Genomic DNA, 18,303 nt, shown 5'->3' on the forward strand with positions numbered 1-18,303 from the left:
TCGTCACCGACGTGGTCTGCGAGTTCGCCACCACCGTCGTCAGCGTGTAGGTGATCGTCTCACCCACCGCCACCGGACCGGTCGGGCTCGCCGACTTGCTGTACGTCACCGCAGGCGCCGTCACCGGCGTGCTGGTGCCGCAGTTCGTCGTGCAGGTCGCGTTGGTGCCGACCACGGCGTTGTCCACCGTGCCCACGGCCTGGGCATTCACCGTCGCCGTGTAGGTCACCGTGTAGGTGCCCGGCACCGTGCCCACCGGCAGCGTGCACACCAGCGGGTTGGTGCTGTTGCAGGTGTACGCACCGGCATTGGTCACCGCCACGAAGTCCAGGCCCGTGCCCAGCGTGTCGGTCAGCGTCGTCACCGACGTGGTCTGCGAGTTCGCCACCACCGTCGTCAGCGTGTAGGTGATCGTCTCACCCACCGCCACCGGACCGGTCGGGCTCGCCGACTTGCTGTACGTCACCGCAGGCGCCGTCACCGGGATCTCAGTGAATCCATTGCCACAAGGAGACGAACCCGAGGGCCCTCCTGGATTCGAGGGATCTCCTCCCGAGCCACCAACCGGGCCTCTGAGGCAACTGGCCGAGTTGCGGACCATCCCAAAGGCATCGGCATTCACCGTCGCCGTGTAGCTCACCGTGTAGGTGCCCGGCACCGTGCCCGCAGGCAGCGTGAACGTCAGCACCGGCGCTCCCGCCGTGTTCGCCGTGTACGCGCCGGCATTGGTCACCGACCCGAAGGTCAGGCCCGTACCCAGCCTGTCGGTCAGCGTCGTCACCGACGTGGTCTGCGAGTTCGCCACCACCGTCGTCAGCGTGTAGGTGATCGTGTCACCCACCACCACCGGGCCGGTCGTGTTCGCCGTCTTGGTGAAGGTCACCGCAGGCGCGACATACGTATTGGTGATCGAGCAGGTGGCACTCTCACCGTTCGCCAAGGTCAACTGATCGCCCGACAGCGCGCCGCCGGTGCAACTCCAGGCGCTGGCCGTATAGGTGACATTGCTTACTCCACCGGCTTCGGACAGCGTGTAGACGCCCGCGCCCACCGGAGCAGCACTTACGCCTCCCGGCCCGCTGACCGGCGTGGGGCCTGCAGCGGAGAGCGTCCAGTTGGTCGCGACCGCAGGACCACCGCTCACCGTCTTGACCAGCGTCAGCGTCGCCGCCTGGTCATCGTTGACGATGCTGCACGTCGCGGAATTCCCATTGGCCAAGGTCAGCTGATTGCCCGACAAAGTCCCGGCGGTACAGCTCCATGCGCCTGCCGTGTAGCCCGCGACCACCGGTTCGGACAGCGTGTAAACGCCGGCATTCACCGGGGCGTTGGTCACAGCAGCCGTGCCGCTGATGCCCGTAATCGTGGTGGGCCCGGTTGCTGTCAGCGGGAAGTCGCTGGCCGTCGCCGTGCCGCCATTGTCGTTGATGACCGTCTTGACCAGCGTCAGCGTTGCCGCCTGGTCGTCGTTGGTGATGGTGCAGGTCGCGACATCCCCGCCAGCCAGGGCGATCGAATCGGAAACGATGGCCGCCCCATCATTGACGACGCAGCTGTAGGTACCGGCGGTGTAGCCAGCGGGGCCGCCCGCTTCGCTCAATGCATAGGTACCGACCGGCACCGCGACATTGGTGACCGCAGCGCTGCCGCTGGTTCCGCTCACTGTCTGGGCGGATCCCGTTGCCGTCAGGGTCCAGGCAGTGGCTACGGCGGTACCGCCATCGTCGTTGAGGACGTTCTTGACCAGCGTGAGGCGGGGCAGCGCCAGTACGTTGACCGTCGCCGTTGACGTGTTGTTGCCCGGAGTGGGATCCGTCACGCCAGAAGGAGGAGCGACTGTCGCCGTGTTGGCGACCTGCGTTTGGGCGAGCACCGGTGCCGTAAACGCGCCACACATGGCCAGCACCCCCAAAACGAGGAGGGAGCGGCTCTTCTGGGCCATATGGCGGAATTGAGTCGAGACGTACACGGGTGGTCCCTTACGCTGGATCGGGAGAAAAGCCAGCCAGGGACTGCCTCCCCCAAGGCTGTCTTGAAAGTCGCAACTCCCCTCGACCTGGGCCAGGACAGCCCTGTCGGAGCGGGATTACGTCACAAATCGCATTGCATCCCCGAAAGAGGACATTTGTCACAACCAAATGAGACATACATTACACATTCACCATTTCTTAACGTCAACAAGTTGGCGTCACCAGGTAAACGTGTGAACTTCATCACAGAATAAGATGTGTCAAGCGCCCGAAAACCGACATGACCGACCAATGGCCCCCGCCGACAGACAAGCGGCGGCCGGGAAAGGGCCACGCAGCGCGTGCCCGCAGACACTGACGGCCTGCAGGCAAAGGGATGCGGGGACGCGATGGGGAAAAGCGGACCTTGCAGTCCGGCCGGTCAAACGGGCCGGGGCGGGTCAGTCGCTCTGGAGTTCGGCGACGAAGTCGTAAGCGTCGCCACGGTAGAAGGACCGGGTGGATTCGACGACCCGACCATCCTCAAGGAAGGCGCGGCGCTCGACCAGCAGGCCCGGCGCCCCGACCGGCAGTTCGAGGTGCCGGGCCGCCTCTTCGTCCAGGGCGACGGCGCGCAGGCGCTGGAGGGCGCGCCGCGGCCGATGGCCATAGGCATCCAGTGCCTCATACAAGGATGTGGTCACGCTGTCCGGGTCCGGCAGCAGGAGGTACGGCACCAGGGTCCGTTCGATGGCGATCGGTGCCCCGTCCACGTGGCGCAGGCGGTACATGCGAACCACGCCGCTGCCCGGTGACAGGTTCAGCGCCATGGATTCTTCCGGGGTCACCTCGCCCACCGAGCGCTCGAGGAACTTCACTTGCGGGTTGAGCCCGCGCTCGCGCAGGTCGTCGGTGAAGCTGGTCAGGCGGGAGAACTGGCGCAGGATGCGCTCGGCCACGAAAGTGCCCGCTCCCTGCCGCTGCACCAGCAGACCACTTTCGATCAGACCCGCCAGCGCCTTGCGGATGGTCACCCGCGACAGGTCCAGCAGTTGGGCCAGGTCCCGTTCGCTCGGCAGGGCCTGCCCGGGCCGCAACACGCCAGCATCCATCAGGTTCTGCAGCGCGCGACGCAAGCGCAGATAGGCCACTGCACGCGTGGACTCGCCCGTCTGCAATCGCTGGTATTCCTCGAGCAGGTTCTTTTGCATACGAATCAAGATACCAGTGAAGTACCAATGCTGCAACAATTGCGTTGCAGGGCCGGACCTGTTGGCGCGCCGTGGTACCCCGGTGGTATTGTTGCCGCACATTCCCGCTTCACCGAGACGCCCGTGACCGCGAAGACCCTGCCCGTCGATACCTTCGATCTCGTCATCTTCGGCGGCACCGGCGACCTGGCGCTGCGCAAGCTGCTGCCGGGCCTGCTGCGGCGCTATGCCGATGGCCAGATCCCGGAAGACAGCCGCATCATCGGCGTGGCCCGCGACAAGCAGGGCGATGCCGAGTATCGGGCGAAGGTCGGTGACGCGCTGGCCCGCGCCTGCGGCAACGACGAATCGCTAAAGTCCAAGCTGCCGGCGTTCCTCGAGAAGCTGGGCTATCTGGCCCTGGATGCCACCAAGGACGAGGGCTGGGATGACTTCGCCGCCCGCCTGCAGACCACCGGCGACCGCATCCGCGTCTTCTACCTGTCCACCAGCCCCACGCTGTTCGTGAACATCTGCGACCGCCTGCGCATGCATGGCCTGAACACCGGCAACGCCCGCGTGGTTATCGAGAAGCCAATCGGCCATGACTCGGCCAGTGCCGCGGTCATCAACGACGCCGTCGGCAGCGCGTTCGCCGAAAGCCAGATCTTCCGCATCGACCATTACCTGGGCAAGGAAACCGTCCAGAACCTGCTGGCGCTGCGCTTCGCCAACATCCTGTTCGAACCGCTGTGGAATGCCAGCCGCATCGACCACGTGCAGATCACCGTGGCCGAGACCGTCGGCCTGGAGAAGCGCGCCGGCTACTACGACACCTCCGGCGCGCTGCGCGACATGGTGCAGAACCACCTGCTGCAACTGCTGTGCATGGTGGCGATGGAGCCACCGGCCGCGCTGCAGGCCGACGCCGTACGCGACGAGAAACTCAAGGTACTGCGCTCGCTGCGCCCGATCACCGCCGAAGATGCCGGCCAGCTGACCGTGCGTGGCCAGTACCGCGCCGGCGCCAGCAATGGCGCGGCCGTGCCCGGCTACCTGGACGAACTGGGCCGCGACGATTCGCGCACCGAGACCTTCGTGGCCATCAAGGCCGAAGTGGACAACTGGCGCTGGGCCGGCGTGCCGTTCTACTTGCGCACCGGCAAGCGGCTGTCCGAGCGCGTGTCCGAGATCGTCATCGCCTTCAAGCACGTGCCGCACTCCATCTTCGACGACAGCGCCGGCCCGGTGATGGGCAACAAACTGGTGTTGCGCCTGCAGCCGGACGAAGGCGTCAAGCTGTGGTTGATGATCAAGGACCCTGGCCCCGGTGGCCTGCGGCTGCAGCACGTGCCGCTGGACATGAGCTTCGCCGAAGCCTTCGGCGTGCATCAGCCGGAAGCCTACGAGCGCCTGCTGATGGACGTGGTGCGCGGCAACCAGACGCTCTTCATGCGCCGCGACGAAGTGGAAGCCGCCTGGAAGTGGGTCGACCCGATCCTGGCCGCGTGGGAAAACCTGCGCGAAGCCCCCAAGCCCTACACCGCCGGTTCGTGGGGCCCCAGCGCCGCCGTGGCCCTGGTCGAACGCGACGGCCGTACCTGGCACGAAGACACCGTCTGACGCCCGGCCCCGCCTGCGCGGGGCCTCCCCCCGGCCACCTGCCGGCCTGCCTTCCCCCGGGAAGCCCCCACTCCCGAGTCGCGCCATGCCCCCCACCGATCTCTCGCTGCAGGTCCAGCTGCACCCCTTCCCCGACGGCGAAGCAGTCGCCGATGCCCTCGCACTGTCCGTTGCCGACGACCTGCGCGCTGCGCTGGCGCAGCGGGGCACCGCCAGCGTCGCCCTGTCCGGCGGCACCACCCCGCGCCGCTTCCTGCAGGCGCTGTCCCGACAACCGCTGGACTGGGCGAACGTCACCGTCACCCTGGTGGACGAACGCTGGGTGCCCGACGACAACGACCGCTCCAATGCACGACTGGTGAAGGAACACCTGCTGCAGAACGCAGCTGCCGGTGCCCGCTTCCTTCCGCTGCACCGGCCCACCGCCACGCCCGAGGAAGCGCTCCCGGCCATTGCCGCCACGCTGCCGACACCGCTGGACGTAGCCGTGCTCGGCATGGGCGGCGATGGGCACACGGCATCGTTCTTCCCCGGTGGCGACCTGCTCGCCCAGGCCATGGACCCCGCCACCACGACCACCGTACTGCCGATGCGCGCGCCAGGTGCCGGCGAGCCCCGCATCACCCTGACGCTTCCCGTGCTGCGCGATGCCGGCCGTCTGTATCTGCACATCGAAGGCGGCGAGAAGCGCCAGGTGCTCCAGCAGGCCCTGTCAGGCCAGGGCGCGGGCGCCGGCTACCCGATCCGCACACTGATGCAGGCCCTGCGCACGCCACTGCAGGTCTATCTGGCGCAGTGATCGGCACGTGCCGGTGTTGAGGCAAAGCGGGCCGCACTGCTTATAATGCCCCCCTGCCCGCGGCGCTCCGGCGCCCGGTCCCGCCTGGATCGCGCACCGCGCACTCCGTCGGCCCCCGTTTTCGTAGCCATGCGCGGCCTTGAGGCCGTGCTGCCAAAGGTGGAAAGTGCGTAACTACGACCTCGAATTCCTCAAGCATTTCTCGATGGTGATCGGCTTCCTGGTGCTGGTCACCGGCGGTCTGATCGTCGGCGCGTACTTCCTGCACGACACGCTGCCGCCGGAAGTGAACCCCAAGGCCGTGCAGATCACCGAGGCGCGCATCGCCCCGGCCGGTGCCGTCTATGCCGGTGAAACCGGTGCCGCCGCCCAGGCTGCCGCCGCGGCCGCCGCCCAGGCCGCCGCCGCTTCGCAGGTCGCCTATGGCGGCACGCTGGATGGCGGCGAGATCTACAAGAACCTCTGCGGCGCCTGCCACACCAACGGCGTGGGCAAGGCTCCCATGCTGACCGCCGCCGGCATGGGCGCGCGCGCCGCCAAGGGCGTGGATACGCTGTACAAGCACGCCATCGAGGGCTTCACCGGTCCGGACGGCGGCATCATGCCCCCCAAGGGCGGCAACCCGGCCCTGACCGACGAGCAGGTGCACGCCACGGTCGACTGGATGCTGGCCAACAGCAAGTAAGGCCCCGCGCCTTCAACGAAACGCCGCCCCCGGGCGGCGTTTTTGTTTGGGACGACAAGAACTGTGGGGAACATTCCTTCTCCCCGCTTGCGGGGAGAAGGTGCCAAAGGCGGATGAGGGGCGAGCGAGGTCCATTTCCTGCTGTCTGGCGCCACCCTCACCACTCGACGCACGGGGGTAACGCGCGCTCCACGGCACCAGCGCCCTCACCCATCCCGGATCAGGTCCGGGCAGGCTTTCCGCACACCCTCTTCCCACAAGCGGGAGTGTGGGGAAAACCTGCCCGTCACCCATTCCGTTTACCCTTGCCGCCTCGCTTCAATGGTCGCCCCACGATGACATCCCCCCGCTCGCTGCTCACCCTCGCCCTGCTCGCCACCCTCGCCCTGCCGGCCTGCGCGGCCACACCGAAGGAGCGCGTCATGCCCATCGGCCAGGTGCAGGGTGAAAGCGCGCGCAGCGCACTCGATGGCCAGACCGTCACTGTCGAAGGCGTCGTCAGCGGCGCGCTCCTCGAGGGCCTCGGCGGCTTCTTCCTGCAGGACGCCGGTGACGGCAATCCGAAGACCTCCGATGCGCTGTTCGTCGCGCTCGATGAAGGCGTGCCACCGCCGTCGCTCAGTGCTGGCGACCGTGTCCGCGTGAGCGGCATCGTCGGCGAACGCAAGGCCGGCGGCGACGCCACGCAGACCGCGCTGCATGCACCGGTCATCCAGCCGCGCGGCAAGGGCAGCGTCGTACCGACCGTGCTCAGTGCGCCGTCCAGCGACTGGGAAGCGCTGGAGGGCATGCTCGTGCGCATCGACGCGCCGCTCACGCTCAGTGGCACGCATACGCTCGAACGTTTCGGCGAACTGATCACCAGTTTCGATGGCCGCCTGTGGCAACCCAGCGAGCGCGCCGCGCCCGGTAGCCCGGAAGCCAAGCGCCTCGCCGCCGACAATGCACGCCGCACCCTGGTGTTGGACGACGGCAGCACCGCGCGCGACCCCGCCGCCGTCAGGTACGTCAAGGATGGCCAGCCGCTCCGCACCGGCACCCTGCTGACCGGCGTGCAGGGCATCGTCGAACAGCGCCTGGGCAGTTGGCGCCTGCAACTCACCACCACGCCGATGATCGCCGCGCCGCAGCGCCCCACCCCGCCACAGGTCGCCGGCAACGTGCGCGTGGCCGCGTTCAACCTGGAAAACCTCTTCAACGGCGACGGCAACGGCGGCGGCTTCCCCACCGAGCGCGGCGCGAAGACATCGGAGCAGCTGAAGGCGCAGATGGCGAAGCTGGTCGCCACCATCCGCGGCCTCGACCCCGACATCGCCGCATTGATGGAACTGGAGAACGACGGCTACGGCGCCGACTCCAGCCTCGCGCAGCTGGTCGCCGCACTGAACACCGGCGGTGGCACGTGGCGCTTCGTCGATGCGAAGCAGGGTCCGGGTCCGGACACCATCCGCGTCGGCATCATCTACCGCAGCGACAAGGTGAAGCCCACCGGCAAACCCGCCACGCTGCTGGAAGGTCCTTTCGGCGAACGCAGCCGCAGCCCGCTGGCGCAGGCCTTCGTGCGCGGCACCGGCAAGCCCTTCGTCGTGGTGGCCAACCACCTGAAGTCCAAGGGCTGCTCGGAAGCCATCGGCCCGGACACCGACCAGAAGGACGGCGCCGGCTGCTGGAATGCGCTGCGCCTGGATTCGGCGCAACGCCTCGACGCGTGGCTGAAGACCGATCCCACCCGCACCCGCAGCGACCGCGTCGTCATGCTCGGCGACTTCAACGCCTACGCGATGGAAGCGCCCGTGCGCTGGCTACGCGACGACGCCGGCTGGGTGGATGCGTTCAAGCAGGCCGGCATCGAACAGCCCTACAGCTACGTCTACAACGGCCTGACCGGCCGCCTCGACCACGCCCTGCTCAGCCCCTCGCTGGCGAAACAGCTACGCGGTGCGGCCGAATGGCATATCAATGCCGACGAGCAGGACGCGCAGGGCTACGCCGACGGTGATGCGTCCACGCCCTACCGCAGTTCCGACCACGATCCGCTGCTGCTGGGATTCGATCTCTGACACCGTTCCGTCGGCGCGGCCGGCGTCGACGCGCACGTTTTGTCGGGCGACATCGAGGCTTTCAGGTGCGATGACGAAGCGCTGAGGTGAGCTGACGAGGCTTTTTACTTCGTTGGTGAGGCATCGGTGCGCCATGGCGACGTGTTGAGGTGAGTCGACGACGCATTGTCGTGAGATGCCGCACCCTCGAGGTGCGCCATCCGAGGCGTGTGTGTGCGATGACAAGCCGCTGACGTGAGGTGACGAGGCTGTTCTGTTCCATGGCAAGGAGAAGCGCCTTGCTGGTGAAGTGGAAGAGCCTCGAATATCGAGGAACATTGCCTCGTCATGGAACAAAAGAACGCCGAGTGCACCTCTACGTTCCCCTCAGCAGTCCCGCTTGCCGATCAGACCCCATCGGTTGGGGTGAGCGTGCGAACCCCAACGCGTGGACACGTCGTTGCCATGATCGTTGGGCTTCACTCCGTTCACCCCCACCTATTCTGCGAAACGCGCGCCGCCCTCCATCCTGGCGGCGACCGGCGAGTAGTAGGCCAGTGCCAGGCACGCGCCCCAGACCAGCGTCGACGCATCGGTCAGCATCGCTTCGAGCGGCGACAGCAGCGTGGGGCCCGCCAGCAGATAGAGGGGAAAGCCGAGCACGGTGATGCCCAGCGACAGCGCGCGGCCCCAGCGCTTCAGCATGAAGAGGCCCACCCACCCCACGATCATGATGGCGAGCGCGGTGATGCCCACGCCGATCGCGACCCCTTCGTTCTCGAACAGCCACGGCAGCGGCTCACTCGCATACGCCTCCGCCAGCGCCGGCGAGTAGCCATCGGGAAGGAAGACCGTCGCGACGGCCGCGATGGACAAGACTGCAGAGGCGATCAGGAACAGGCGAAAGCGAGCGATCGTCATGGGCGGCCGGATCGGAAGAAGGGAGAACGGTCGTCAGGCACCGATCTTGTCCACCAGCGCCTGCAGCTTCAACACGGTGGCCCAGTTGCGGGTAGTGGCGGCCTTGCCCGCCTTGCCCACCAGCGCTTCGCCGGCCTTGCTTTCGAGGATGCCGTTCGCGCAGTGCAGGTAGGCGGCTTCGCGACCGATCAGGAATTCTTCCGGCGGCACCACCCGCGGCGCGATGGCGGACAGCGCCGGCAGTGCATCGGCCTCCTGCACGAACGCGACCAGCAGGCGCGAGGGATCAGCGGCAGCATCGACCAGCGCGTTGCCGTCGATGATCGCGGCCAGGTCCTTCGCCGATTTCACGATGACCGGCACGTCGATCCCGAGCTGCGTGGCGATGGCGGCGGAAATATCCGCCGCGATCTTCGCCGCTGTCTTCTTGCCGGAGCGGAACACCACGTTGCCGCTATTGAGCAGCGTGGCGACGTCGGTATGGCCCAGCCCTTCCAGCAGCGCGCGCAGGTCCGCCATCGCGATGCGCTTGGCCTTGCCGACATTGATGCCGCGGAGCAGGGCGATGTAGGTGGTCACGCGCGCCTCATTCGACCGGCGCAAAGCGCCGCACGCTACGCCCATCCACCACCACCTCCTCGCAGAACATCACGTAGGGCCGCACCCACAACCCGCCTTCGCCATACAGCGCGTGATACACCACCACCGGTTCCAGTGTTTCGCTGTGCCGCGCCACCGCGACGACTTCGTAGTCGTTGCCCTTGTAGTGGCGGTAGAGGCCGGGGGTGAGTTCGGGGAGGGCGGGGAGTGTGGCCATGGGCATGTCCGGATTCGATTCGCAGAATGGGGGCACTATGCGTCCATCCGATTGCATGCGGCTACACCCGGCCATCGTGCGTACGCCTGTCGCACGAAAGGGAAATGGGCCAAGGGAATGCATCAGCGCTCCGCCAGCAAGCCGTCATCCTTGTCCGCGATGCGCAACGCCGACTTCAGGTATGCGTGCAGCGCGGGGCTCGGCGGTTCCGGCTTGGCGCCGCCGAGATGGCGGTGCAGCATCGCTTCCATCAGGTAGACGTAGGCCTCGCGCGGGAGGGGCTCGGTCGGCGAATGGCCGCCGTCCGCTTCGACGTACAGGCTGACGTCCTTGCCGAGGCGACGCAGCACGGCGGCGTAGTGGATCACTTCGCGGATCGGCACCGTGCGGTCCTCGCCGCCGGCGATCAGCAGCACCGGCCGCCGCAGTTTGCCGGCGTTGGCCAGCGGTGACTGCACGCGCAAGTGGGCGTAGCTCGCCGGCTTGTCGAGGTCCAGGCCGAGCAGGCGCATCGTCGTCGCCAGCGAGCGATCCGCACGCGCCCCCTGGTTGCCGTACTCGTACAGCCAGCGCATCGACCAGCCCATGTCCGCCGGCGGTGCGCCCGCCACCCCGACCTTGAACAGATCAGGCTGGAAGGTCACGCCGAGCAGGGTCGAATAACCGCCGAACGAATGCCCGGCGATGCCGACCCGGTCCTTGTCGCCGATCCCCTGCGCCAGCAGCCAGCGCACGCCTTCGACGATGTCCTGCTGCACGCGGCCATTGCCGTAGTCGCCGCGCGGCGACAGCGCGTAGTCGCGGCCGTGCCCGGTGGAGCCGCGGAAGTTGGACTCGAACACCGCATAGCCCCGATTGGCGAGCAACTGGGCGATGCCGTCGTAGTCGGCCCGGAAATGGTTGATCGGCCCGCCGTGCACGAACGCGACCAGCGGTACGCGCGCAGGATCGGCGCCAGGCGGCAGCAACAGGAACCCGTGCACGCGCATGCCGTCGGAGGCGCGGTAGGCGAACGGCAGCTTGCGCGCCAGCGCCGTTTCCGGCGGCGGCGGCGGCGGCGACACCTTCGCCTCCTGCCCGAGGATGCGGCGGAGGCGCCCGCTGCGCGGGTCGTACAGGTACCAGCGCACATCGCGCAGGGTGCTGGCGCGCTCGGACACCAGCCATCCGGCAGCGGGGCCGTTGCCGATAGTGATGCCGATGTCGCGGCCCGGGAATTTCCTGGTGATCGCCGCCACCTGCGGCTGTGCGGCGCCGAGCCCGTAGGTCGCGGCCACGATGCTGCGATAACTCACGATCGCCGGCTGTTGCGTGGCCGGATCGAGCACCACCCGGTCGAGGTCGGCTTCGCCGCGCGGATCCGCATGCACGGTATGCAGGACGCCATCGCGATCCAGCCGCAGCACGCGGCGGAAGTTACCGCCCGCATCGCTGTCCAGGAACAGGTCGCCCTGTGGCGTCGCCGCCAGCAGTTGGGCCTGGTCGCGGATGGTGGTCCAGCGCAGCGCTTCGCGCAGGCGGCCATTGCCGTCGACGCGGTACAGCGCGTCGTGGTCGCCATCGAAACGCATCAGCGCCACCAGCCGGCCGCGCGCATCCAGCGCCACGTCGTGGATGAAGCGTTGGTCTTCCCACAGCAGCGTGCGCTTGCCGCGCGCGTCCCTGCGCACCACCCGCCAGCGTTCGCCGGTGGGCATGCGCACGCGTTCGCGCAGCACCACCGCCGCCGGTTGCGAAGGATCGACCCGCAGCATGCCGCGCGGGTTATCGAGGGCGATGCGCATACCGCCGCGACCGCCAATCTCCAGTGTCACCAGCGTTCGACGCGCCTTGGCGAACAGCCAGCGGCCATCGCGCGACCAGTACAGCTCGTCCGCTTCGGTGCGCGGCAGCAGTTGCCGCGCAGCGCCGCCGGCAGTTGGCAGCAGCCACACACTGCGTTGCTGGCCGAGCTGGCGCAGGTAGGCGACGTGGCGGCCGTCGGGCGACAGCCGCACCGATTGCAGCGCACGCGAGGCTTCGAACGCGGTGCGCGGATACTGCGACGCCGGCGCGCGGGCACGTTCGGCAGCGATTGCGGCGCGCAAGGCCAGCGCGTCGTCGGCGCGGGTGGGCGTCGCCGTCCACAAGAAGGCGCTGCAGGCCAGCGCCCCCAATAATTTCGGGAACGTCTTCATCTTCGTCTCCTGCCGGGCCCGCTCGCGGCGGGCCCTTGGACTGTTGGTCAAGCGGCGGCGGGCTGCACGAGCCGCAGGTCATCCAGCCGTTCGCGCATCGGATACATCAGCCACAGGCTGACCAGCGCGGGCAGTCCGACCACGCCGCACAGCAGCACCCAGGCCCAGCGCGCGCGTGGTGAATGCGATTGCCGTCCGCTCACCCCCATCGCACCAAGCAGCGACACCACGCAGCAGGCCAGCGCCAGCCAGACCATCGTGCGCGGCACCGGCTGCGGCGCGGTGCGCAGCGGGTCCTTTGCTGCGAACAGCTCCTGCGCGCGCAGGCACAGCGTGCGCAGGACTGGCGACAGCCACCAGATGCGCGTGGTGTAGACCGGCGGCAGATCGACGTTCAGTGCGCGATGCGCGACCGTGCGCACGTTGCCATGGCTGTCGATCCGCAGCACCTGCTGGAACGGATGCTGCATTTCGCCCGACCACACACCCCAGGTATAGGTCAGCGATACCAGGTAGCCATCCAGCAGCTCGATCATGTCCATCCGGCTGAGGTTGCCCACATGGCCCGGCATCGCCACGCGCAACAGCGGCTGCAGCAGGTCGAGGCTGTTCATCGCCTCGCGGCCGGGATAGAAGTACGCGGCGCGGTCGCTGAGCACCAGGATGTTGTCGCCGGCGGGCGCGGGCGGACTGGCCATCACCTCGCCCTGCGGCAAGCGGACGCGTTCGAACATCCGCTGCTGGTCGCTGTCGTACTGGTAGGCCGCATGCGCGTTGTACAGGTAGGTGGTGCCGTACGGCATGGTCGGTGCCGGGAATGCAGCCTGTTTCTCGCCCACCCCCAGTTCGCCGATCGGGCGCTGGTCGCGCAGGCCACGGGTGACGAAACGTTCGCGGTCGTGGCTGAACACCAGGAAGACATTGTTGTCGCCATCGGCGAATTCCAGCGGCGACAAGTTGGTCAGGCTGCCTTGCACCGGCAGGTTGCGCAGCGGATAGGTGGTGTACACGTCGGACAACGCGATCTGCTCGCGCCACAGCGCGGCCTCGGGATCGCGGCTGCCCTCGAGCCCCAGCAGCAGGATGTCCTTGCCCTCGGCGCGCTCGGCTTCGATGTAGCCGCCCCTCGGCGGCGCGGGCATGTTGAGCGGATGCGTGCCGCTCACCGTCCACCACAGTTCGATGCCGAAACCCAGCATCCAGATCAGGAAATACGCGCCCACCTGCACCGGCAGTGCAACCGCCAGCACTGCCAGCGGATTGCGCGGCTGCACGGCGGGATCCGGTTTGAACGCGACTGCCAGCAGTACCGCGAGGAAGGCGATGACCACGAGTTGCACGCCCAGCATCGCCATGCCGGAGGCCTGCGCATACATGAACAGATTCGGCAGCAGGAAGGCGGCGAACGAATAACGGCGGTTGCCGACCATCGCATAAGCGCCGGCCAGGTAGCCGGACACCGCGATCAACCCGCCCGCGACCGGCAGCAGCCAATGCCGCGTATCGACCACGCGCGCGGTCATCGTGTCCTGGTAGAGGCAGACCAGCACGATTGGAAGTGCTACGGCGGCGAGCAGCAGCACGACGCTGGCGCCGCTCAGGGCACCGGCGATCCGTAGTCGATGCAGCGGGCGGTGCAGCAGGTTGAGCCACTGGTTCGGCTTGCGGTACGTGCGCATCTGGTACAGGCCCAGCAAGATGCCGGCCACGGCGTACACCGCGGCGAACACCTGGTAGACGAAGATCGGTTGCTGGGCTAGGTCGACCATGCGACTGAGGAAGCCCAGCACGGCCAGGTTGATGGCGGCGGCGATGGCCGCCCACAGGCGGAAGCGCAGCAGCTCGCCCTTGAAGAGATCGATCATGGGAATGTCCTCGTGTCGCGCGCTCAGGCGGCAGCCGGCGCGGCGTGGTTCTTGGCAAGGAAGGCGTTGACCGCGCGGTCCAGGCTGACCGGCATCGATTGCACGTTGCGGGCGCCGGCTTCGCGCAGGAAGCGCTCGAAGCCGTCGTCCTGGTCCAGCACCAGGTAGTGGTGAAGGCCGTCGAGGCGCTGCACTTCCAGCAGTCCCGGCACGGTATGCCGCTCGGGGCCCTTGAACGGCACGTCGGCGACCCAGTGGCTCACGCGTGCGGTGAAGTCTTCTGGCGCCGACATGTTCTTCAGCTGGCCGCGTTCGAGGATGATCAGGTTGTCGGCGACGCGCTCGATCTCCTCCATCTGGTGCGAACAATAGATCACCGTGCAGTCGTCGGCGGCGTTGCTGTACATCAGCGATTCCAGGAACGCGCGCTTGGCGACCACGTCCAGGCCCAGCGTGGGTTCGTCCAGCACCAGCACTTCCGGCCCCTGCGCCAGCGCAAGCGCAAGGTTGAAGCCGGCGCGCTCGCCGCGCGAGAGCTGGCCGACCTTCTGCTCCGGCAACACGTTGTAGTGGCCGATCACGCCGTCGAAGGCCTGCTGGTTCCAGCGCGCGTACTGGCGCTGCTGCATCGCCACGACCTGCGAGACCCGCATCCAGTTCGGCAGCGTGTGTTCCTCGTTGACGAAGCCGATCCGGCTGCGGTCCTGCGGCGTGAGCGCCTGGCTGTCCTTGCCGAGGATGCGCGCTTCGCCCGCGCTCGGCGGCATGAAGCCCATCAGGATGCGGAACAGGGTGGACTTGCCGGCGCCGTTGGCGCCGACGATGGCGTGGATGCGTCCGCGCGGGATGCGCAGGTCGAGGTTGTCCAGCGCCAGCTTGCGGCCATAGCGCTTGCTCAGCGCGCGCGTCTCGATGACGTAGTCGTGGCTCATGTGGGTGCTCGATGCGACTTCAACGGGAAACGATTCGATGAGATCGCGCTCAGGCGATCCTGCGGGGAACCAGTTGGCGGAATTCGTGCTCGACCCGCGCCTGCACCTCGTCAGGCGGGAAGCCGAGGGGGATCACGTCGTTGACGAAGCGGCCGATGGCATCGTCGAGGCGACGTTCGCGTTCGTCGTTGGACAGGCGCTGGCGCGGCGCGGCCACGTACAGGCCCATGCCCTGCCGCGACTCCAGCCAGCCCTCGGTGGTCAACTCGGCGTAGGCCTTGGCCACCGTGTTCGGGTTGATGGTCAGCTGCTGCGCCAGCCCGCGTACGCTGGGCAGCTGGTCGCCGGCCTTCAACTCGCCGGTGGCGATCTTCATCCGCACCGCGTCGACGATTTGGCGGCCGATCGGGCGCGGGTCGCCGGTGGCGATCTGGATCATCAGGGCCTGGGGTCGAGCCATCGTGCCGTCCTGTCTGTACTATTTGAACTAGTACAGTACAAACAGCCCCGAGCCGTCAAGCCGGCTTGCGACGAAACCGGGATTTCCAGGATCGAAACGGGGATTCGCCCGCATCATCGGTACGCCGCCGCCCGGTCACAGCCCTCCCGCAGCCAGCTCCAAACGAAGAACCGCGTGCGCTACGGCATTGTCACCGGACCACCGATGTGGACCCGGGCCGCTTCCGTTCAGCCGGAAACCCGTGCTGCCAGGCATCTTCCCGTTCATTGGATGAGCTGGATGCGGTGAAGTGTCTCGGCGGGCTACGCGGTGTCAGTACCCCGCCGCCTGTCCATCCTTGCGGCTCTCGCTGGCGCCGTAATACACACCGGTCTCCGGGTCGCGCTTGATCGCCTGGTAGCCGCCATACGGGCCGAGGGCCCATTCAACGTGGTGGCCCTTGTCCATCAGCGCGCGCACGGTTTCGTAGGGGAAGCCGGATTCCAGCTGCACCACGCCGCCGTCGCTCATCGCGGTGGCGCTGCCGACCGGTTCGGTGGAACCGTCGTGCTGCACGCGCGGAGCGTCGCCGGCTTCCTGCAGGGTCATGCCGAAGTCGACCAGGTTCATCACCACCTGCACATGGCCCTGCGGCTGCATCGCGCCGCCCATCACGCCGAAGCTGACCCACGGCTGCCCGTCCTTGGTAATGAAGGCGGGGATGATGGTGTGGAAAGGGCGCTTGCCCGGCGCGTAGCAGTTGGGATGCGGCGCGGTGCCCTCGCAGCCCTGCAGCACGAACATCTCGCCACGGTCCTGCAGGATGAAACCCAGGCCGGTCGGCGTCATGCCGCTGCCCATGCCGCGGTAATTGGACTGGATCAGCGAGACCATCATCCCGTCCTTGTCGGCGACAGTCATGTAGATGGTGTCGCCTTCGTCGAGTTCCTTCGGCGTGCCGGGCTGCACTTCGCGCAGCGCCTTGTCGGGCGAGATCAGTGTCGCGCGCTCGCGTGCATACGGCTTGGAAATCAGGCGCGCGACCGGTGCGGGCTGGAAGGCGGGATCGGCATACCAGCGCGCGCGGTCGGCGAAGGCCAGCTTCTTGGCTTCCACCAGCAGGTGCACGTGCTCGGGGCTGCCGAAGGGAATCCTGCTGAAGTCGTAGCCTTCCAGCACGTTGAGCATCTGCAGGGCGGCGATGCCCTGTCCGTTCGGCGGCAGTTCCCAGACGTCGTAGCCGCGGTAGTTGGTGCTGACGGGTTCGACCCACTCGCCCGTGTGCGTCGCCATGTCCTCGTACGACAGGAAACCGCCGTTGGCCTTGAAGTACGCATCGATGGTGCGGGCGATGTCGCCCTTGTAGAACGCATCGCGGCCACCGTCGGCGATCTTCTGCAGCGTGTCGGCCAGATAGGGGTTCTTCCACATCTCGCCGGTGCGCGGTGCACGCCCGCCGATGGTGAGCTGCTCGGTGAACCCGGGGAACTTCGACAGCCTCGGCACCGAGCGTTCCCAGTAGTAGGCGATCGTCTGATGCACCGGGTGGCCTTCGCGCGCATAGCGGATGGTGGGCGCGAGCAGCTCCTTCACCGGCAGCTTGCCGAAGCGCCCGTGCAGCGCGAACCAGGCATCCACGGTGCCCGGCACGCTGACCGGCAACGGTCCGTGCGGCGGGATGTCGGTGATGCCCTGTTGCTTGAAGTAGTCCAGCGTCAACGACTTCGGCGAACGTCCCGAGCCGTTGTAACCGTGCAGCTTCTTCGTCTTCGGATCCCAGACGATGGCGAACAGGTCGCCGCCGATGCCGTTGCCAGTGGGCTCCATCAGGCCGAGCGCAGCGTTGGCGGCGATGGCCGCGTCCATCGCCGTGCCGCCCCGCTTCATCACATCCAGTGCGATCTGGGTGGCCAGCGGATGCGAGGTGGCGGCCATCGCATGCGGCGCGATGACGTCCGAACGCGTGGCGAACGCGCGACCGGCAATGCGGTCGGCGGAGGAAGCGGGCAGCGCGGCGGCGGCGGCAAGCGCCGTCGCCAGGCAGGACATCAGGAGAGTACGCATCATCGTCGGGCGATGGCACGCACCGCGCGCGCCTTCAGCCGCCGATATTACGCATTACGGCCAGGTGGGCGGATTGACCTGCCAGGCCCCCAGCACTTCGGCCAGCGTGTCGCGGTCTTCCTGCCGCCAGTCGGGCAGCTGCGCGGCGAAGTTGCGCGCATCGGTCCACTGCGTAGGCTCGGTCCGCACGGCAGCCCCGAACCACTGCACGGCTTCGTCCTTGCGGCCCAGTTTCCACAGGGCCAGCGCGAAGGTGGGCGGCACCCACGAGGCCCCGCCCACGGCGCCCACCAGCGGGCTCCACTGGTCCAATGCTTCCTGGTATTGGCCCTGCCGATAGAGGTCCCAGCCATAGTTCCAGCGGATGGACCGCCACGTATGACTGCCGGACTGTGCGCCAGCCAGGGCCTGCTGGTAGAGCTGCGCACCCAGATCGGCGCGCCCGCCCGCGCTGGCGACATGCGCCAGCTGCGCGGTGGCTTCCAGCGTCTTGCGACCGCGTTCGCGCGCCTTCATCAGCTGGTCGATCAACGCGTCGCCTTCCACGCCGGTGATCGCCACCACGGGCGCCGCCGCGCGGTCTTCGTCGAAATAGAATTCCTTCGGCTTGGGCACGTTCTGCGCTTGCGCCGAAAAAACGCTCAATGCCAGCACGGTGGCCAGCAGCAAATACTTACCGGATTTCACGACATCCCCCAGACAACAGTGTTCCCCCGGCTGTCATCCTAACCGCTGCAACGCACAACGACGGAGTGACGCGCGTCACAGAAAAAGCCGCTGTTACAATGCGCGCCTTCATGCCC

At 67.5% G+C, this 18,303-nt stretch carries 15 protein-coding genes; 4 read left to right on the forward strand and 11 right to left on the reverse strand.

Annotated elements, in window-relative coordinates; genetic code table 11:
- Together IB223_RS17305 and IB223_RS17310 are read right to left on the reverse strand one after the other, a co-directional pair.
- Positions 1–1,819 (reverse strand): isopeptide-forming domain-containing fimbrial protein (locus tag IB223_RS17305; protein ID WP_192203002.1); only part of this gene is annotated, 1,819 nt, incomplete at its 3' end.
- 591 nt (positions 1,820–2,410) lie between these two features.
- Positions 2,411–3,160: a GntR family transcriptional regulator gene (locus IB223_RS17310; RefSeq protein WP_192203003.1), complete on the reverse strand. Its 750-nt coding sequence runs from the start codon at positions 3,158–3,160 to the stop codon at positions 2,411–2,413.
- 123 nt (positions 3,161–3,283) lie between these two features.
- On the opposite strand from IB223_RS17310, the gene zwf reads away from it, so the two are divergent.
- The 4 genes from zwf (at position 3,284) to IB223_RS17330 (ending at position 8,306) form a co-directional block, all read left to right on the forward strand.
- Positions 3,284–4,762, forward strand: a complete 1,479-nt coding sequence (gene zwf, locus IB223_RS17315) for a glucose-6-phosphate dehydrogenase (RefSeq protein ID WP_343227224.1) — start codon at positions 3,284–3,286, stop codon at positions 4,760–4,762.
- 85 nt (positions 4,763–4,847) lie between these two features.
- On the forward strand, positions 4,848–5,561 hold the full coding sequence (gene pgl, locus IB223_RS17320; RefSeq protein ID WP_192203005.1) for a 6-phosphogluconolactonase: 714 nt from the start codon (positions 4,848–4,850) through the stop codon (positions 5,559–5,561).
- 166 nt (positions 5,562–5,727) lie between these two features.
- Positions 5,728–6,246 carry a c-type cytochrome gene (locus tag IB223_RS17325; RefSeq protein WP_192203006.1) on the forward strand — a complete coding sequence of 173 codons (519 nt, stop codon included), beginning with the start codon at positions 5,728–5,730 and terminating at the stop codon, positions 6,244–6,246.
- A gap of 335 nt (positions 6,247–6,581) precedes the next feature.
- On the forward strand, positions 6,582–8,306 hold the full coding sequence (locus IB223_RS17330; protein ID WP_192203007.1) for an ExeM/NucH family extracellular endonuclease: 1,725 nt from the start codon (positions 6,582–6,584) through the stop codon (positions 8,304–8,306).
- Between the two features lie 477 nt (positions 8,307–8,783).
- Here the strand turns inward: IB223_RS17330 and IB223_RS17335 are convergent, their stop codons facing one another.
- The 9 genes from IB223_RS17335 to IB223_RS17375 all read right to left on the reverse strand — a co-directional run bounded on the left by IB223_RS17335 (position 8,784) and on the right by IB223_RS17375 (position 18,187).
- A complete protein-coding gene (locus tag IB223_RS17335; protein ID WP_192203008.1) occupies positions 8,784–9,206 on the reverse strand; it encodes a hypothetical protein in 423 nt (140 codons plus the stop codon).
- A gap of 33 nt (positions 9,207–9,239) precedes the next feature.
- Complete coding sequence (locus tag IB223_RS17340; protein WP_192203009.1) at positions 9,240–9,785, reverse strand: DUF1697 domain-containing protein; 546 nt, start codon at positions 9,783–9,785, stop codon at positions 9,240–9,242.
- A gap of 7 nt (positions 9,786–9,792) precedes the next feature.
- Positions 9,793–10,023, reverse strand: a complete 231-nt coding sequence (locus IB223_RS17345; protein WP_192203010.1) for a DUF1653 domain-containing protein — start codon at positions 10,021–10,023, stop codon at positions 9,793–9,795.
- Between the two features lie 122 nt (positions 10,024–10,145).
- On the reverse strand, positions 10,146–12,200 hold the full coding sequence (locus IB223_RS17350; protein WP_192203011.1) for a prolyl oligopeptidase family serine peptidase: 2,055 nt from the start codon (positions 12,198–12,200) through the stop codon (positions 10,146–10,148).
- Between the two features lie 47 nt (positions 12,201–12,247).
- On the reverse strand, positions 12,248–14,065 hold the full coding sequence (locus IB223_RS17355) for a hypothetical protein (protein ID WP_192203012.1): 1,818 nt from the start codon (positions 14,063–14,065) through the stop codon (positions 12,248–12,250).
- 23 nt (positions 14,066–14,088) lie between these two features.
- Positions 14,089–14,997: an ATP-binding cassette domain-containing protein gene (locus IB223_RS17360; protein ID WP_192203013.1), complete on the reverse strand. Its 909-nt coding sequence runs from the start codon at positions 14,995–14,997 to the stop codon at positions 14,089–14,091.
- A gap of 49 nt (positions 14,998–15,046) precedes the next feature.
- Positions 15,047–15,457 carry a GntR family transcriptional regulator gene (locus tag IB223_RS17365; protein WP_192203014.1) on the reverse strand — a complete coding sequence of 137 codons (411 nt, stop codon included), beginning with the start codon at positions 15,455–15,457 and terminating at the stop codon, positions 15,047–15,049.
- 312 nt (positions 15,458–15,769) lie between these two features.
- Positions 15,770–17,503 (reverse strand): gamma-glutamyltransferase, encoded by a 1,734-nt coding sequence (gene ggt, locus IB223_RS17370; RefSeq protein WP_192203015.1) that lies wholly within the window; start codon positions 17,501–17,503, stop codon positions 15,770–15,772.
- 51 nt (positions 17,504–17,554) lie between these two features.
- A complete protein-coding gene (locus tag IB223_RS17375; protein ID WP_337732788.1) occupies positions 17,555–18,187 on the reverse strand; it encodes a tetratricopeptide repeat protein in 633 nt (210 codons plus the stop codon).
- Positions 18,188–18,303: the final 116 nt, after the last annotated feature.

This window comes from Pseudoxanthomonas sp. PXM03, from assembly GCF_014852005.1.
In the GTDB taxonomy this organism is placed as follows: domain Bacteria; phylum Pseudomonadota; class Gammaproteobacteria; order Xanthomonadales; family Xanthomonadaceae; genus Pseudoxanthomonas_A.

What these genes read in the sequence shown, in the direction of transcription:
- IB223_RS17360 (WP_192203013.1), bottom strand. Translation starts at nt 14,997, where the DNA reads ATGAGCCACGACTACGTCATCGAGACGCGCGCGCTGAGCAAGCGCTAT.
- IB223_RS17350 (WP_192203011.1), bottom strand. Translation starts at nt 12,200, where the DNA reads ATGAAGACGTTCCCGAAATTATTGGGGGCGCTGGCCTGCAGCGCCTTC.
- IB223_RS17330 (WP_192203007.1), top strand. Translation starts at nt 6,582, where the DNA reads ATGACATCCCCCCGCTCGCTGCTCACCCTCGCCCTGCTCGCCACCCTC.
- IB223_RS17310 (WP_192203003.1), bottom strand. Translation starts at nt 3,160, where the DNA reads ATGCAAAAGAACCTGCTCGAGGAATACCAGCGATTGCAGACGGGCGAG.
- pgl (WP_192203005.1), top strand. Translation starts at nt 4,848, where the DNA reads ATGCCCCCCACCGATCTCTCGCTGCAGGTCCAGCTGCACCCCTTCCCC.
- IB223_RS17345 (WP_192203010.1), bottom strand. Translation starts at nt 10,023, where the DNA reads ATGGCCACACTCCCCGCCCTCCCCGAACTCACCCCCGGCCTCTACCGC.
- IB223_RS17355 (WP_192203012.1), bottom strand. Translation starts at nt 14,065, where the DNA reads ATGATCGATCTCTTCAAGGGCGAGCTGCTGCGCTTCCGCCTGTGGGCG.
- IB223_RS17365 (WP_192203014.1), bottom strand. Translation starts at nt 15,457, where the DNA reads ATGGCTCGACCCCAGGCCCTGATGATCCAGATCGCCACCGGCGACCCG.
- ggt (WP_192203015.1), bottom strand. Translation starts at nt 17,503, where the DNA reads ATGATGCGTACTCTCCTGATGTCCTGCCTGGCGACGGCGCTTGCCGCC.
- IB223_RS17335 (WP_192203008.1), bottom strand. Translation starts at nt 9,206, where the DNA reads ATGACGATCGCTCGCTTTCGCCTGTTCCTGATCGCCTCTGCAGTCTTG.